Source organism: Magnetococcales bacterium, assembly GCA_015228935.1.
In the GTDB taxonomy this organism is placed as follows: Bacteria; Pseudomonadota; Magnetococcia; order Magnetococcales; family DC0425bin3; genus HA3dbin3.
This window is the reverse complement of the sequence record JADGCO010000021.1, coordinates 34,177-51,496: the sequence shown is the minus strand read 5'-3', so window position 1 is coordinate 51,496 and position 17,320 is coordinate 34,177. Positions and strand designations below refer to the sequence as shown.

The following is a 17,320-nucleotide window of genomic DNA, read 5'->3' as shown; positions in this document are numbered from 1 at the left end:
TGAAATCATCTCAAAAGCAGCTCGAAAAATGGGAAAAGCTGCGAAGATGGGTTAACGAACGATCCCTTTGAATCCCACCACCGAAACATCATCCCGCCGGGTTTCATTGCCCTGGAAGGCCGTCAGGGCATTTTTGATCAGGTCGCCATGCCGGGCAATGGGGTGGGAGCGCAGCGAGGCAATCAACTGCATGAATCTCTGCCTGCCGTAACCGCGCCTGGGGGTTCCGCCAACCTGATCGATCAAACCGTCGGAGGTCATATAATAGCACCAGTCGGGCCGCAGAAGAATTTCATGATTCTTGAACTCGACATTCCAATTCACCTCCCGATACCCGATGCCTGACCGGACGCCCTTGATCTCCCGGACCTCTGTCTCCTCGGCAACAAACAGGGAAAATCGGGCACCGGCAAAGGTCAGATGGGGTTGACAGGGATCGAGATAACAGGCCCCCAGTTCCAACCCGTCGTTGGATTCCCCTTGTTTTTGATCCTGTCCCAGGGCGGATTGGATCAACTGGTGCATACGCTGCAACAGGGTGGCCGTATCTCCGGGTGGGGTTTCCAACAGGGCCTGATCCAGTGCGCCGTTGGCAATCAGGGTGATGAAAGCACCGGGCACTCCATGGCCGGTACAATCTCCCAACAGCAGCAAGGTGCCGGAGACCCAGGGACGATACCAGTACATGTCGCCGCCCACCATGTCCCGTGGTTCCCACAGAACGAAGTGTTCCGGCAGGGTTTCGGCAAGCTTTTCGGGCAGGGCAAGGATGGAACGCTGGATGCGGCTGGCATACTGGATACTGCTGGAGATCTGGCGAAGGGCCTCCTGCAACTGCTCTGCTGCTGCCTTGCGCTGGGTGACGTCCTCCTTGTTGGCCAGATAGTGCCTGACCCGACCGTTGCGGTCCAGGATCGTTGAAATGGTGGTGGATTCCCAGTAGAGTTCTCCGTTCTTTTTGCGGTTGAGGAGTTCTCCTTCCCAGTTTTCACCCCTGTGCAGGGTGTCCCACAGTTGCTGGTAGACCTTCTCATCCATCTGGCCGGACTTGAGCAGACGGGGATTGTGCCCAAGGACTTCCTCGGGACGATAGCCGCTGATCCGGGCAAAAGTGGGATTGACATACTCGATCCGGGCTTCCGGATCGGTAATGATGATGGAAACCGGGCTTTGTTCCACTGCGCTGCTCAGGATGCGGATGCGTTGTTCACTCTGCAAACGTTCGGAAATGTCCTGAAAAACCACCACAGTACCCACATGCACGCCGTTTTTGCGGATGGACCGGCTGGTGTATTCCACCGGCAGAGGGGTGCCATCCTTGCGCAAAAATTGTTTGTCGGTACAGCGCGAGGTTTCTTGCCGCAGAATGGAGTGTCGCAGGAGGCACTCTTCCTTCTGACAGGCGGCACTGTTGAAATCGCCATGGTGTTGCAGAAAACAGAATCTTTGGCCGATGATCTCTTCCGGCTTTACCCCCAGCAGGGCTGCGCCGCTGGGATTGATAAAGTGAAAACGTCCCTCCTGGTCCACGCCAAAAATGCCTTCTCCCACCGATTCCAGCAGCAACCGGCTGTACTCCTCTGCGGCCTCCAGGGCAGATTCTGCCTCTTTGCGCTCGACAATCTCCCTGCCCAGGCGGCGATTCCAGACCACCACAAAGCCGATCACCAGCAAGACAAGCAGCAGCAATGGTCCGCCCCAGATGAACAGTTGCTTGAGATCAACACCGATCTGCATCTGCACGGCCATCCAGGCATTGCGGATGGCATTTTTTTCCCTGGGGCTGATCTGGTTCAGGGCTTTTTGCAGAATTGCCGCCAGTTCCGGCCAATCGGAACGCACAGCCAGGAAGAGTCCGGCCTGGTAGGCGGTGGGGGAGGCGATGTGCAAGCGGTCTTGTTGCAGGTGATTCAGGGTATGGCTCACTTTGGCGAGATTTTCGACCAGGGCGTCCACCTGGCGAGCATCCACTGCCAGCATGGCCTCAGCCGTGGTGTTGAACAGAACCTGGCGGAGCAGGGGGTGATGCTTTTCCAGCAGACGAGCCTCTGGCCCGTTTCGTACCACGGCCACCTTGAGTCCCGTCAGGTCATCCAGGCCATTGACGAAGGCGGCGTCACGTCGGGTGACAATCACCACCGGAAAGGTGATGTATCCTTCTGTCAGGTGCAGGGGATCGCGCCGTTCCTCCAGAAACAGAAATGCAGAAGCCACGTCGGCCTGTTGCCCGATAACCATCTGGGGTCCATCTGCCTCCGAGATTCTTGGCACGGGTTCCAGTGCCATCCCTGTCATCCTGGCCAACAAGGCGATGAAATCAGCGGTCAGTCCGATCCATTTGCCATCCTGGAGCATTTCAAAGGGTGGATGGTTTGATTCCACAGCCAATCGGACCCGGGGATGGTCGCGCAGCCAGAGGGTTTCCTCGGGTGACAAATGGAGACGCGATTGCGGTGAGGATTCGTTTGCAGAGGCTGTTGTGACCATTTCCTGCTGGAAAACCGCCGGCCATTTTTCCCGAAGCTGTTTCATCTCTTCGGTGGTGATCCGGGACATGGCCTTCTGCAACAGATCCCGCAAAGGAGTCATTTTTTCCGGCAAGGCCATGCCCGATGCACTGCCTGGATAGGGCGCTGTAAAAATAAAAGATTTTTTTTCTTTCCCCTCCGGCAGTGGATCCAGGACAATCTCGATTGTGCCATCTTGCAACTGTTGCAGGGCGTTGGAACCGGGAGCCGCGACGACATATTGCAGGGGAAGAGCCAGTCTGGTGGCTAAAAGATCCAGATAATCGATGGAAAACCCCTGGGGAAGCTGGTCCTGGATGAAATGGAATGGCGCTCGATTCGCTTCATAACGGACACGGAAGGGTTCCGGGTGTTCTGACAACCACTGACTCTCTTCCGGGGTCAAACGGGAGACTGGTCCCGTGTCAGAAGGTCCCATGAGGCCTTGGGCCAACAGGGTATCCACCTCCCCTTTGGCCATCATGGTCCGCAATTCCCGTTCCACGGCATCGGCGGCCTCGGGGTGGGTCGAGGCCTTGGAAAAGCCGTAATTCAGCTCCAGGTTTTGAATCAGTCGGTACTGGGCATAACCGAAATCGGTGAATCCCATGCCTGCCAGTGTACTGTCCATGGCGCGGCGATCCAGGATGATCACCGTATCCACGGCACCGCTCATGAATTGATTGAGCAGGCCGTAATCATCTCCCGCGAACGGGTGTTTGTTCAGGGTGGTATCCTTGTTGAACCGCTCAAAATAGGCGGTGCCTTTTTTGAGGCCGATGCGGAGGTTTTTCAAGTCATCATAGTTGCGGATGGTTTTTTCCCGGCCTTTGCGGGTCAGGAAGAGGATATCCTGCTGTTCGAAGCCGATGGGTGGCAGAAAGCGAACCCACTGATGTCGTTCCGGGGTGACAACGGTGCGAGGCACCAGATCCACTTCCCCGGATTTCAGGGCTTCAATGCTTTTGGCAAAGGGGACATCCTGCCACTCGACGTGATATCCTGCTCGTTGGGCTGCGAGATCGAGAATTTCCTTGAGGGATCCACCGAAATATTGTCCCTGAACAATCATGTACGGCGGACGATGGCGAATGTGGGCGATGAGGCGCTTTTCTTCGGCTAGACCCGGACCTGATCCGATACTCAGAAAAATGAGCCAGACAGAGAACTTGAAGAGGGTCAAAAGATTAAATTTTTTGCACACAAGTGAATTCACAATTCCGGATGTGACAAATCAATCGCGTTCAGCCATAAGAACATTACCCAATTCGAAGATGCGGCACCCTGTCACACGGAAACGGCTTCTCCATGCCCGGATTGTCCAGCATTTTACTCCTCCAGTCCATCATAATCCGCAAGGAGGCTCCATCTCAATGCCATAAACCGGGTTGGATGCGCCAACCGGTAGGGGCAGTTGTCCCGGCTCCTTCCAATTCCTGAAAATGCCGGGGCGCAGCTTTGATGGTGGCGACCGCGTCCGACTCCGAATCCAACAATATGAAACACCTTGACATTTTTCATGAAATGGGGGAGTCTCCCATCGCCGGGTGAAACGGAGGTGGACCATGCGGGCGGGCAAACCACCAGGGAATAACCTGGGAGGAACGAAAAGCAGCTTATCAGTGAAGGTCGTTTGTCGGATTCATGCTGAACCAGCACGGTCATGCCGCAAGACCTGAATGTATCGGACCGGTTTTTATCAAAGGATTGATCCTGAATGGGCATTGCCACCGATATTGTCATGATCATGCTGGCCGCCCTGGTCGGCGGAATCATCGCCCAGCGTCTGGGTCTCCCCTTGATCATTGGCTATATTCTGGCCGGGGTGGCGGTGAGTCCCAACACCGGCATCCTGACCGTCTCCAACGTTCACGATATCGACCTGCTCTCCGAAATCGGTGTGGCGCTGCTTTTGTTTGCCTTGGGGCTGGAGTTTTCCCTCAAGGAGCTGCAACCGGTACGTCGTATTGCCCTGATTGGCACGCCCATCCAGATGGTCCTGACCATTGCGTATGGATATGGAGTGGGCTGGTTATTGGGTTGGGGCTGGTTGCCGTCTTTGTGGCTGGGTGCCCTGATCTCCCTCTCCAGCACCATGGTGATTCTCAAGACATTGATGCTCCAGGGGTGGATTGGCACGCTCTCCAGCCGGGTGATGATCGGCATGTTGATCGTCCAGGATCTGGCCGTCATTCCTCTCATGATCATTCTGCCCAAACTCAATGATCCAGCGGCAGGACTTCCCATATTGAGCATGGCGGTCGTGAAGGCCTGTGCTTTTCTGTCGGGCATGATTCTTCTGGGCACCCGTTTTCTGCCCTGGATTCTGGCCCGGGTGGCCAAATCCGGTTCCCGGGAACTGTTTTTGCTGGCCGTCACTTCCATTGGCCTGGGCGTTGGCTATGCCACCTATCTGGCTGGTCTTTCCCTGGCGTTTGGTGCCTTTGTGGCGGGCATGGTGTTGAGTGAATCCGACCATGGCCACCAGGCATTGAGCGACATCGTGCCCCTCCGGGATTTGTTCGGTCTGCTCTTTTTTGTCTCTGTGGGCATGTTGCTGGATCCATTCTTTCTGCTGCAACATGGGCGGGAAATCGTCATTCTGGTCGTGGCGGTCGGGGTCGGCAAGGCGGCGATTTTTTTCTTTTTGGCCCGGGTGTTTGGCTACGGCAATGTCGTGCCTCTGGCGGTTGGACTCGGCCTGTTCCAGATTGGCGAATTTTCCCTCGTTCTGGCCAAGGTGGGCCTTGCCAGTGGCGGCATCAGCCAGGAGGTTCATGCCCTGGTCATGTCGGCTGCCGTGATGACCATGGTCCTCACGCCCATGGTGTCCGGACAAACCGCACGTCTGTATGCCCTGCAACGACGTCATTTTCGACGTGAACCACTCTACAGCGTCAATCTGCCCAAATCGCGCCTGGAAAAACACATTGTCGTCGTGGGGTGCGGTCGGATCGGCATCCAACTGGCCATGGTCCTGCAACGCCTGGAAATACCTTTTGTCATGATCGACCTCGATCAACGTCGCATGGAACTGGCGAAGGTTGAGGGTTTGCCGGTCATTTTTGGTGATGCGGCCCAGAGACCGGTCCTCAAGGCCGCCAAGATGACCCGTGCCAACATGTTGTTGATCACCACACCCGGTCTGGCCGTGGTTCTGGGCGTGATTCGTCAGGCCCATGACCTGAATCCGTCGTGTCGCATCGTGGTCCGGACTTCGGATATCAGTCACATGCACATGATTCGCGATGCCGGGGCTGTGGGGGTCATTCATCCGGAATTCGAGGCAGGACTGGAATTTGTGCGTCAGGCCTTGCTGCACCAGCACATTCCCCTGACCACCATCCAAAAATACAGCGATACCATTCGCCAGGATACTTATGGTCCCTTGTGGAATGGTGCCCTGGACCTGCAAACCCTCCAGCAGATGCAGACCGCCCAGCCGCAATTTGATCTGGAATGGGTCCCCGTGTCTGGCACGAGTTTTCTGATTGACAGGTCGCTCCGGGAAGGCCGGATTCGCGAACAGACCGGGGCGTCTGTCGTTGGGGTGTTGCGCTTGGGAGAACTGATCGCCAATCCCGATCCCGATTTTCAATTCAAGCCCAACGATCTGGTGGCCGTCATCGGAACTCCCATTGCCTGCAATGCCCTGCGTCGCCTGGCCGAGACAGAGACAACCGGCCCTGATCATGGCTTTGGTTATGGGCCTGTCTGAAACGGGGTCCAGGGGGCTGGCTCCGCTTTTTTGCGCCGTTTGCAAAAAAGCCCAGGGGGCGGGCCATGGCAAATTTTTTGGTTTTTTGGCATTTTTTTTGCTTTACCTTGAACCCAGCAGGACAACGGCCATGGCGGCCATTCCCTCCTGGCGGCCGACAAAGCCCATTTTTTCCGTGGTGGTGGCCTTGATGTTGATCTGGGCTGGTTCCACCCGCAGCAAAGCGGCGATGCGGGATTGCATGTGCGGCATGTAAGGGGCGAGTTTGGGTTTTTGGCAGAGGATGGTCGTGTCGAGATTGATGACCTGCCAGCCCGCTTGCACCAACTGGTGCATGACCTGTTCGACGAGCAGGGTGCTGTCAATGCCTTTGAAGGTTGGATCGGTATCGGGAAAATGGTGGCCAATATCCCCCAGACCGGCAGCACCGAGAAGAGCATCGCAAACGGCATGCAAGAGGACATCGGCATCGGAGTGTCCCAACAATCCCTGGGCATGGGGAATATGCACCCCACCCAACACCAGGGACCGCCCGGTCACCCAGGCATGGACATCAAATCCCTGCCCGATGCGCATATTCATGCCGGCACCAAAGGCTGTCCGGGAACCCAGACGTGAGCATGGAATTCCTGTCCAATGTGAATATTCATGTCAGCACCAGGGAACGTCTGGCAACCCGGGCGTGAACATGGAGTTCCTGTCCAATGCAGATTTTCATGATCAGCCTCCGCGCAAAAACAGGGTGACGATGGTTTCGTCATGGGGATGGGTCACCTTGATGTTGCGCACATCACCCGACACCACCCGCACCGCCACACCCAGATGTTCCACCAGTGACGCATCATCGGTGCCTATGAACCCGGATGCAACGGCCTGCGCATGGGCAGCCTGCACGAGGGCATAACGGAAAATCTGGGGAGTCTGGGCCAACCAGATTTCCTGACGATTCAGGGTGGTCATGATATGCTGTCCGGGTGAAACCTGTTTGACGGTATCCTGGGCCGGCAAAGCCACCAGCAGGGCATCGGCCAGGGATCTGGCCTGGAAAAGCCGGTCCAGAAGATCAGGCAGTACGAGAGGGCGGGCACCATCATGAATTCCCACCCAGGCATCGGGTGCCAGGTCCAAGGCTGCCAAACCATTGCGCACCGAATGTTGCCGCTCCGCGCCGCCGGCGACAGGCCAGGCAACCTTGGGCAGGGATTCCAGCCAGGGCCGCATGATTTTTTCCCAGAGAACCAGACCATCCGGGGCAATCACCGGTACAATCCGATCAATCAGGGGATGGGCGTGCAAATGTGTCAGAGTGTGAACCAGCAACGGACGCTCCGCCACCGGACGGTACTGCTTGGGCAACCCACCCCCAAAACGTTTGCCCTGCCCGGCGGCCACGACAATCATGGTGCAAGGTCTGGTCTCTTCTCCTGATGACTCGCTCTTTTCCATGCATCATCCTGCAACGGGTTTGCACTGGACCTGGAGATGGAGTAGATAATTGGCGTACCTTTGTCAATGGGCAGTCCTGAAAGAGATGAGGCGGTTTGCATGGTCAACGTATTGTTCTGGGTATCCGTCCTGGCCTATGGCGCGGCCACCTGGATATTTGTACGTAATCATTTGCGGGAAATCACGGAGCCATCCCTTGCCAGTTGGTGGGTGGTGGCTGTCGGCTGGACTGCACAAGGTCTGCTCCTGGTGGCATCCTTGTTTCGGGGCGGCGGCATGCTGTCGGTGGATCTGGCCCACTCCCTGAACCTGGTGGCCATATTCATGGGCTTGTTGTTTCTGGTGGGCTGGCGCATGGAACGCCATGAAGCCCGTTCAGTCGGCCTGATCCTGTTGCCGTTGATTCTCATCTTGTTGCTGCTGTCGCGGGTGATTCCCTCTGAACATCCCGTTCTCCGGGATGTCGAAGATCCTCTGCTGATCAGTCACTTGACTTTGTCCCTGCTCGCCTATGGCCTGTTGACCATCGCCGCCGTCCTGGCCGTTCTGGAATCCTTCCAGGAGCATGCCCTGCGCAAAAAAAAATTCGGCCCCATGTTCAGCATGTTTCCACCCCTGGGCGTTCTCGAAGATCGCATGTTCTGGATTTTGCGCCTGGGAATGGTCCTGCTGACCCTGAGTATCCTGACCGGTGGATTTTTTTCCCACCAGCGACAGGGAATTTATTTCATCCTGAATCACAAGGTGATTCTATCCTGGGTCACCTGGGTGGTATTCGGTCTGCTGCTCTACGGACATGAACGACACGGCTGGCGTGGCCGGCGTGCCGTGCATTTTACGGCGGCTGGTTATTCTTTTCTGATTCTCGCCTACCTGGGTGTCAAGGTGGCATCGGAATTGATCCTGCACCGGTAGTTTCCGGTTTAGACGGGGTTTTGTTTTCAGCAAGGAAAATATTATTTTACCAGCAGCAACTCTCTTTGCCGGCGGGCAATGTGGGCACCCAGATGTTCTTCCATTTTTCTGGGTATGAGAATAAATTGCGTGGCAATACGGAGAGGCTTTCCCACGGAGAGCTGCTTGATCATGACGATCTGTCCATAGGCCGTGTAGGTGATGAAGTCGGTGCCATTGGGACTCAGTTCCAGGTTGAGTTGGACATAATCCCCTTTTTCAAGAAAAGTTTCGCTGGTCCGGAAAGCCACCCCAGTGGCGCTCAGATTGACTTGGCTTTTGGTCATATGCTCCGTGCCGGAAGATCGTTTTATTTTCCCCGCCGTCTGGGGAAGCTGGATCGCTCCCATGCTGTTGTGGAACAGCTCGACCTTTTGGGTCAAGGCCGGTGTCAGCGTGGCAACTTCCTGAATGATTTTGTCAATTTCCCGATTGGTTTTAAGGATGAGATCCTTTCCCTCATTGATCCTGTTGGCCGCCAGAAGGGGATCCAGGACGGAATTTTTTTGCTGCTGTTCCAGACGCTTGCGAATCAGCGTCATCACCTGCGCAAACTGGGGGGTGATCGACTCGGGTCTTGAAACAATTTCATTCGAAATTTCATGAAGTTGAACGGCGCACATCAACACCGTTTCCTCGTCACTGGAACGCATGGCGCGTTGAAACAAGGCCAGCAACTCAAAACGAAACCAGGAGAGCAGGACCTCGGTACGCGAGAAGCGTTTGTCCAGACGTTGCAGATTTGCAACATATTGATCAAGGAGATCGCGAATGCGGGATTCTTTGTTGCGTATGGGAAGACGATCGTGCTGTCTGAAATAATTCTGGGCTTCTGCGATATCTTCGTGACTGACAACTTTCCAGGAGAATGCAATATCGTCATTGACTCGGTAGGCCTGCCGACGATTGGCCGCGTTGTCATCGGTTGGCCCGGCGTCAACCTGAAACAAAGGTTCCGAGACCAGGGGAGTGTTTGTTTGTATTTCCCGGGCTGAAAGGGGCGCTGCCGGTGGAGCCGGTTCGACACGTGTCAAGTCACGTGCGGGTTGGGCAGGCGTTTCCGTGGTGGTGGAAACTGAAGTGGTGGGGAGTGGTCTGGCATGGGACACATCTGCCTTGGGAACGTCTGGTTGCTTGTGGAGGCGCGGCATGATGTGGGCAGAACGTACAGGATCATGTCCCATGATCACCATTTCACAAAAAACCCGGGTCAACCCGCTTTGCGGATCCGTCGCGGTCTGAATCACCTGGGCGTAACCATGCAACAATATGTAATCATCCGGAAAAAGACCCAGGTGAATCTCGATTTGATCACCGGTTTGCAGGTCTGGATCTTTTTCCCAGAAGGCAAAACGTTGTCCACCGAATTGGATGGGAATCGGGGTTTGATGAATGCGTCCCTGACCATTTTTTGGTTGGAGCATGGCCACGAATGCATCCAGCTTGTCTTCCAGGCTGGTCAGGATATCAACTCTTTTTGTCAGGGCGGGAGCGGACTGCTCGTTGGCTGACCTTTTACGGAGCTTTGGAAGATGATCCGTAAAAAATTGTTCCAGATTGATGCGACTGAAAGGAAGTTTGCCATCCACCCGGAGCTGTTGGGTACGGGCAGTCATCAGATGACGGGTGATTTTACGCCACCAGAAGGGAACATCCGGTTCCAGACGATTGAAGGCCTTGCCTCGGTTTCCAGGGAAGGGATTGTCCCGCGCACTTTTGGGAGACTTGTCCATGATGCGGTCAAACCTGCTTTTTGGCACGCAGACGTTCGGCCTGGCGTTTGAAAATGTGTTGGATGATGGTTTCCCGATCCTGGCTCAGGATGGGTTCAAAATTGAGTGCCACCTTGTCCAGGTCGTCATGATCCTTGTGACGCACATGGACCACCCGTCCGTAACACTCGATGACGGCCAAAGAGTCGGGAGAGATGGCGATGCGGATATGCAGGACCTCGCCAATCTCCAGGGGCACATCCCGTTCCCAGAAGGCGAGGCCGCCTCCGCTCAGGTTGATCGGGGTGGGGATCAAGGGTTGTTGCTGCTCACCCGGATGAAACAGGCGAATGAGAAAGTTGAGTTTCATGTCCAACCGGGACAGAATTTTGGCCAGATTGGGTTCCTCGCGTTCGAGCAGTTTCAATTTGTCGTTGATGTCCATGGAGGAAAGAAGTGCATTGACATCACCAGTCTTGGCCGGGAATTCCCGGTGTTTTTCATAGTGCAATAAAATTTTCTTGATCTCATCTTCAGGAATTTTGGCCCAGGCGAAGGGGAGCATGTCATCGATGCGAACGAATTCGCGTTGCTGTTTTTCTGCACTGGTCAACTGTTGAGCGGACATGGCTTGTCTTGCGTCCTTGACGGGAGAATCCAAAGATTGTTTAAAGTCTTTTCACATGCTGCCGGTTTGGGAGCTTCTGTTGATCAGGTGTTGAACAAGGCCTTGATTTTTTCTTTATTGGGTGCCCGGACGACCCCCTTTTCCGTAATGATGGCGGAGATGAGTTCAGCAGGAGTCACATCGAAGGCGGGATTGCGCACATGGACGCCTGCGGCGGCGACTCGCCGACCGAGAAAATGGGTTACCTCTTCGGAAGGACGTTCCTCGATGGGAATGTCAGAGCCGCGCAAGGTATGGAGGTCGATGGTGGAGAGGGGGGCGGCCACCAGGAAGGGAATGCCGTTGCGATTGGCCAATACGGCATGGGTATAGGTGCCGATTTTGTTGGCGGTATCGCCATTGGCGGCGATGCGGTCGGCGCCGACGACAATCATGTCGATTTCGCCCTGACTCATCAGGTGGCCGGCCATACTGTCGGTGATGAGGGTGGTATGAATGCCTTCCTTGACCAGTTCCCAGGCGGTCAGCCGCGCTCCCTGGAGATAGGGGCGGGTTTCACAAGCCACCACCCGGATGGACTTTTGGGCGGCGTGCGCGGCCCGGATGACACCCAGGGCCGTGCCATAACCGGCTGTTGCCAGGGCACCGGCATTGCAGTGGGTCATGATGGTCAGGGGACGATTGTCGGGTGCCTGGACGAGTGCGGCCCCATGCTGACCGATGGCCCGACAGGAGGCCACATCTTCACGATGGATCGCCTCGGCTTCGGCGAGCAACCGGGCGGGCAGGTCTGCGGGTGTTGGATGCGCGTTCATGACCCGCTGCATCCGCGCAATTGCCCAGGCCAGATTGATCGCTGTCGGACGGCTTTCCAGCAAGACCTGGAAGCCGGGAAGCAGGGCTTCTTTCCAGCCGGAAGAGATGCCTTGCCGCGAGAGACGGTACGCCTCGACCGCCACGCCGAAAGCGGCTGCGCAACCGATGGCCGGTGCCCCGCGGATCACCATGGACCGGATGGCCTCTGCCACTTCGGCGGCGCTGGAATATTCCGGATAGAGTTCCTGATCCGGCAGCAATCGCTGATCCAGCATGCGCACTGTTCCCTGATGCCAACCCACCACTTCGAATAAACTCATGTGTATCCCCGCACGTTTGTTGCTGGCAGGTTCATGATGAATTGTTCCCGTTTCGGATATTGGGAGACGGTTTGTCAAGATGGCGTCTGTGGCTTGCAGGCCGTCACGACACTCCATTCGTCCCAATGCCGGGTCTGGATGCGCTCCAAACCTGCCCTGGCACAAGCTGCCACAATCAACTCTTCCTGTTCGACAAGAATACCCGAAAGGATGAGGAAACCTCCAGGAACCAGAATGTGTGCCAAAGAGGGTTCCTCGTTTGTTGATATTTTTGCCTGGGCGGTCAGCATCGTCAACAGGACCGGGGCCAGAATATTGGCGACCACGGTATGGTAGCGTCCCCGGGGAAGCAGGTCGGTTTCCAGACAGAAAAATTCCGGAAAGCCATTCTGCCAGTTGCGATTATAATTGTCACGACTGGTGGTGACGGCAATCGGATCGGGGTCTGTGGCGGTAACGGAACCGGCGTGCAACAGGGCCGCGCCAATGGCCAGGATGCCGGAGCCGGTACCCAGGTCGAGAAAATCCCCCAATGGGTGGGTTGCGGCACGCTCTTCCATGGCGATCAGGCAACCCTGGGTGGTGGCATGCGAGCCACTGCCAAAAGCCATCTGCGGATCCAGACGAATGATCAACCGGGACGTGTCCGACGCCGGGGTGATCCAGGACGGCACGACCAGAAATTTTTGCCCCACGGGTTGTGGTCCAAGCCCGACTTTCCAGCCTTCCTGCCAATCCTGATCGGCCAGACGTTGCCACTGTGGGGCCGGGTCCCGGGTCACCCCCAGCGAAAACAAAAAAAGTCGCAGCTCCAGTTCCGTTGCCAGGGGATCATGATCCGGCAAAAAATAAGCCACCACCTGACAGTCGGTAAAATCCGTGTCAGGGGTCAAGACTCCCTTGGCCGAGGCATCCATGATGGTGACTGCGGTGGCTTTTCCTGCCAGAAGAAAATCGCTCACCCGCTCACGGACACGCGACTGCCGGTCAGATTCCAGACAAAAACGCAATTCCCAGGTCATGTGCATTCACGGACGTTGACACGTTATCGGGAGTCGTAGTATAAGCCATTCGTCCTGGTGAAGCACCGTTCCTTGGCTCGTCTTTTCCGGGATCTTTTTCGGGTTGGTTTCAGAACAGTGTGCCTAGGTAGCTCAGTTGGTAGAGCAGAGGACTGAAAATCCTCGTGTCGGTGGTTCGATTCCGCCCCTGGGCACCATATATACCAAAGGGTTACAGAGTGCGCTGTAGCCCTTTTTTGTTGGTCTTGTGTAATTCCTGTGTAATTCCGCCAGAAAAAATCACCCGCTTTTTTGATACCGATTCTCCAGACGGTCCATGGTGGCCTGGATGTCGAATGAACTGATCTTTGACAGAGCAGCACTTCCAAAAAACGGAACGATGTGGAGGCTTAAACGGCGGCGCTTCATCACCAAATCCTTTTCCACCTTTTTCCGCCAACATGGCAAGATATTTTTCGATTGCATGAGCCGGTGGGGGAGTGGCGGCACGATGGCTGCCAGGAGAGAAAATCAACGTGTCGGTGGTGTCGATACCGTTGGTGGCAGGACTGGGGCTTGAGGTTGTACCGGGGCAGTTGGGCGCATTTCCTGGAATGAGTGAGGGGGTGGGACGTATTGCACGGGCATGGGCCAAAGTCGGTTGGCCGTGACCACAAGACCAACGGCGGCAAGAAGCATGGCACCAAGCTTGATGGTCATGCGAAGTTCCAGTTCCTTCAAGTCGTGTTTCAGTTCCAGGACATGAATATCCACCTTGGCCACATCCGCCTTGGTGGCAAGCTGTCCTTCCAATTCCTTCAAATCCCGTTTGGATGCCAATTCTTCAATCTGGGCGGCCTGTGCATCCTTGAAAGCTTCGGATATGGCTTCGGCCTGGTTCTCAGGAATTCCTGAATCCTTGAGTCGGCGCACGAATTTCAAGGTGTCAAAGGTGATGGTCGTCATGTTTCGTTTCCTCCTGTATCCGAGGATATCTCATGTTTGTCCCAAAAAATCCACTTGCACCCGACATCGCCCGGGAACAGGTCCCTGGAACGGGGCTGCAAACCCCTGCATCAGCGGACACTGCACCCGACAGAGACAGACCCTGCGGTGTTTTTGCGCCTTGAATCCAGGCATGCGCCTTGCGGGTTCCCTTTTCCGCCGAATTTCTTTCCCTTGAGCAGGGATTTTCAGTGTGATATTCTTGGAAATTGTGTGCTTGTCCAGACTGACATTTCAATATGGCGATTCTGGATCGATTCTGGATAAAGTACAGTTAGGGGGAGATTAAAATTCTGCACAGCAAAAATCAAGACCAAAATTCCCGGCGTCGTATCAAAAACAGGATGATCCTGGCGGCAAAGTCGGGAACAGGTGGAAGATGGGATCGCCATGGATGCTGCATGCCGTCATCGTGCCCAGATGTTTGGAGTTTCGAAAATCTAAACGCCATTGTGATCAACAAACACCAGGCAACTCGTTTGCAATCGGGAGAAATTCAAGATGTCAAATCAGAACGCGGAAGGGCATATGGATATCATATATACCAAGGTGGACGAGGCTCCGGAGCTGGCCAGTGGCTCTTTTCTTCCCATCCTCAAGGCATTTACCCGTCCGGCTGGCATTACCGTAGGGACGAAGGACATTTCATTGGCAGGACGCATCATTGCCAGTTTTCCTGAAAAACTCACCGCAGCCCAACGGCAACCCGATGATCTGGCTGAGCTGGGCAAGCTTGTCAAGACCCCGGACGCCAATGTCATCAAACTGCCCAATGTCAGTGCCTCGGTTCCCCAGCTCAAGGAAGCCATCAAGGAACTGCAATCCCAGGGCTACGATATTCCAGATTATCCGGAAAAACCCCAAACCGATGCCGAACGGGAGGCCAAATCCCGCTACGACAAGGTGAAGGGGAGCGCCGTCAACCCCGTCCTGAGAGAGGGCAATTCGGATCGCCGGGCACCGCAGTCGGTCAAGGAATTTGCCAAGAAAAACCCCCATAAAATGGGAGCCTGGTCACCGGATTCCAAGACCCATGTGGTCTCCATGAAGAGCGGGGATTTTTGCTCCAATGAAAAATCGCTGACCATTCCGGCGGCTTCGGCGGGGAATTCCCGCATTGAGTTTGTCGATGCCAGCGGTGCGGTGCAGGTGCTGAAGGACAAGGTGCCCATGAAAGAGGGTGATGTGATCGATGGCACCTTCATGAGCATTGCCGCCTTGCGCACCTTCATCGATGAACAGATCGCGGACGCCAAGAAACAGGGTGTCCTCTTCTCCCTGCACATGAAGGCGACCATGATGAAGGTCTCCGATCCCATGATCTTTGGTCATGCGGTGACGGTCTTCTTCAAGGATGTGTTCGACAAACACGCCGACAAGATCAAGGAACTGGGCGTTGATGTCAACAACGGCTTTGGCGATCTGCTGGCCAAGATCGGCAAACTGCCCGAGGGACCACGCCAGGCCATCGAAGCGGATATCAAGGCCTGCATGGCCAAACAGCCCACGCTGTACATGGTGGACTCCGACAAAGGGATCACCAATCTGCATGTACCAAGTGACATCATCATCGATGCCTCCATGCCGGCCATGATCCGCAACAGCGGCAAGGGGTGGGGACCGGATGGCAAGGAGTACGACACCAAAGCCGTCATTCCGGACAGCAGCTACTCCTGGGTGTACGACGAGACCATCAATTTCTGCAAGCAACATGGTGCGTTCAACCCGGCGACCATGGGCACCGTCCCCAACGTCGGCCTGATGGCCCAAAAAGCCGAAGAGTATGGCTCCCACAATACCACCTTCAAATCCCCTGGCAACGGCACGATCCGCATTGTCGATGCTGCCGGCAAGACTCTGATGGAACACAAGGTCGAAGCCGGGGATATCTGGCGTATGTGTCAGGCCACGGATGCCTCCATTCGGGACTGGGTCAAACTGGCCGTCAATCGGTCCAGACTCTCTGGAATGCCGTCCATCTTCTGGTTGAGCAAGGACCGTCCGCACGATGCCCAGTTGATCAAAAAGGTGGAAGTGTACCTGAAGGATCATGACACCTCCGGGCTGGATATTCGCATCCTGCCGGGCCGGGAAGCCACCCGTGTTTCACTGACCCGCATGAAAAACGGCCAGGATACCATTTCGGTTACCGGCAACGTGCTGCGCGACTATCTGACGGACCTGTTCCCGATCATGGAACTGGGCACCAGCGCCAAAATGCTCTCCATCGTTCCCCTCATGCAGGGCGGTGGACTGTTCGAAACCGGTGCCGGCGGTTCGGCACCCAAGCATGTGCAGCAGTTTGTGAAAGAAGGGCATCTGCGGTGGGATTCGCTGGGAGAATTTTCGGCATTTGGTGCCTCCCTGGAGCATTTGAGCCAGACCCGCAACAATCCCAAGGCCGCCGTGCTGGCCAAAACCCTGGATCAGGCCATCGGCAAGTTGCTGGACAACAACATGTCCCCGGGTCGCTCCGTGGGCAAGGTGGACAACCGGGCCAGCCACTTCTACATTGCGCTGCACTGGGCACAAGCCTTGGCCGAGCAGAATGACGATGCCGCACTCAAGAGTCATTTTGCCCCCATTGCCGACCAACTGAAGAAAAATGAAGCCAAAATCTGGGAAGAGCTGAAAGCCGGTCATGGCAAACCCATGGACCTGGGTGGCTATTACCACACGGATCCAGCCAAGGTGGCCAGGGCACAGCGGCCCAGCCCAACCTTGAATGCCATCATTGGCTGAAACCCCTTGCGTCCCGGATATCGTTGAACCGTCAATGGCAGCCATGGCCATGGTCATGGCTGCCAGGTCTTTCCGGCACATGCAGATGGGTCGTGGTGTGGGATTTTCGTCATGTGCGGATGTGGTTGCGGCTGCTGGATATCCCCAAGTGTGCGTGGATGGTGTGAAAAATTGCGCATCCCTTGAGATGGAATGTATGGAGTGTTATCCTCCGCGCCTGTGTGTCAAGATTGATCCGTGGCGTATGTCCGACTTGCCGGGCAGGTCCGGGGGGGAAGTTGACCGGCACACGGTTTCCATAGATGATTTATCCGGGAATTCATCTGGTTGCCCTGATGGCAGCCTGGCCCCCGGAGACCAGGACGGTGCAGGACCAGGGATGGGGCGGGAGGCCGGTGGCTTCCTGCCCCGATTTGTTTCAGGGTTTCAGAGTGAAATATTCCGAAGAAATCGCCAACAGCAGGAGTTGAC

The 17,320-nt window shown here is 55.7% G+C and carries 11 protein-coding genes and 1 tRNA gene; 4 read left to right on the top strand and 8 right to left on the bottom strand.

What is annotated here, in order from left to right; all coding sequences use genetic code 11:
* Positions 1–51: 51 nt before the first annotated feature.
* Entirely contained in the window at positions 52–3,711 is a 3,660-nt protein-coding gene (locus HQL65_07465) for a transporter substrate-binding domain-containing protein (protein MBF0136062.1), read from the bottom strand.
* 513 nt (positions 3,712–4,224) lie between these two features.
* Here HQL65_07465 and HQL65_07460 point away from each other — a divergent pair.
* A complete protein-coding gene (locus HQL65_07460) occupies positions 4,225–6,225 on the top strand; it encodes a cation:proton antiporter (protein MBF0136061.1) in 2,001 nt (666 codons plus the stop codon).
* A 102-nt stretch (positions 6,226–6,327) separates the two neighbouring features.
* Here the strand turns inward: HQL65_07460 and HQL65_07455 are convergent, their stop codons facing one another.
* Together HQL65_07455 and ispD are read right to left on the bottom strand one after the other, a co-directional pair.
* A complete protein-coding gene (locus tag HQL65_07455) occupies positions 6,328–6,807 on the bottom strand; it encodes a 2-C-methyl-D-erythritol 2,4-cyclodiphosphate synthase (GenBank protein MBF0136060.1) in 480 nt (159 codons plus the stop codon).
* Between the two features lie 138 nt (positions 6,808–6,945).
* A complete protein-coding gene (gene ispD / locus HQL65_07450) occupies positions 6,946–7,671 on the bottom strand; it encodes a 2-C-methyl-D-erythritol 4-phosphate cytidylyltransferase (GenBank protein MBF0136059.1) in 726 nt (241 codons plus the stop codon).
* 99 nt (positions 7,672–7,770) lie between these two features.
* Between ispD and ccsA the strand changes: the two genes are divergently transcribed.
* A complete protein-coding gene (gene ccsA / locus HQL65_07445; GenBank protein ID MBF0136058.1) occupies positions 7,771–8,586 on the top strand; it encodes a cytochrome c biogenesis protein CcsA in 816 nt (271 codons plus the stop codon).
* Positions 8,587–8,627: 41 nt separating this feature from the next.
* Here the strand turns inward: ccsA and HQL65_07440 are convergent, their stop codons facing one another.
* From HQL65_07440 to HQL65_07425, 4 genes are all read right to left on the bottom strand, one after another.
* The gene (locus HQL65_07440) at positions 8,628–10,358 is read right to left on the bottom strand and encodes a PilZ domain-containing protein (protein MBF0136057.1); all 1,731 of its coding nucleotides are present in this window, start codon (positions 10,356–10,358) and stop codon (positions 8,628–8,630) included.
* A gap of 7 nt (positions 10,359–10,365) precedes the next feature.
* Positions 10,366–10,965, bottom strand: coding sequence for a PilZ domain-containing protein (locus HQL65_07435; GenBank protein ID MBF0136056.1), 600 nt, complete (start codon positions 10,963–10,965; stop codon positions 10,366–10,368).
* A gap of 83 nt (positions 10,966–11,048) precedes the next feature.
* Positions 11,049–12,101, bottom strand: a complete 1,053-nt coding sequence (gene mtnA, locus HQL65_07430; protein ID MBF0136055.1) for an S-methyl-5-thioribose-1-phosphate isomerase — start codon at positions 12,099–12,101, stop codon at positions 11,049–11,051.
* 74 nt (positions 12,102–12,175) lie between these two features.
* Entirely contained in the window at positions 12,176–13,123 is a 948-nt protein-coding gene (locus HQL65_07425; GenBank protein MBF0136054.1) for a 50S ribosomal protein L11 methyltransferase, read from the bottom strand.
* Between the two features lie 121 nt (positions 13,124–13,244).
* Between HQL65_07425 and HQL65_07420 the strand changes: the two genes are divergently transcribed.
* Positions 13,245–13,320: transfer RNA gene (locus HQL65_07420), tRNA-Phe, on the top strand.
* 313 nt (positions 13,321–13,633) lie between these two features.
* On the opposite strand, the gene HQL65_07415 is transcribed toward HQL65_07420, so the two are convergent.
* On the bottom strand, positions 13,634–14,068 hold the full coding sequence (locus HQL65_07415) for a DUF1640 domain-containing protein (protein ID MBF0136053.1): 435 nt from the start codon (positions 14,066–14,068) through the stop codon (positions 13,634–13,636).
* Positions 14,069–14,608: 540 nt separating this feature from the next.
* Between HQL65_07415 and HQL65_07410 the strand changes: the two genes are divergently transcribed.
* A complete protein-coding gene (locus HQL65_07410; protein MBF0136052.1) occupies positions 14,609–16,849 on the top strand; it encodes an NADP-dependent isocitrate dehydrogenase in 2,241 nt (746 codons plus the stop codon).
* The last annotated feature ends 471 nt before the right edge of the window (positions 16,850–17,320 follow it).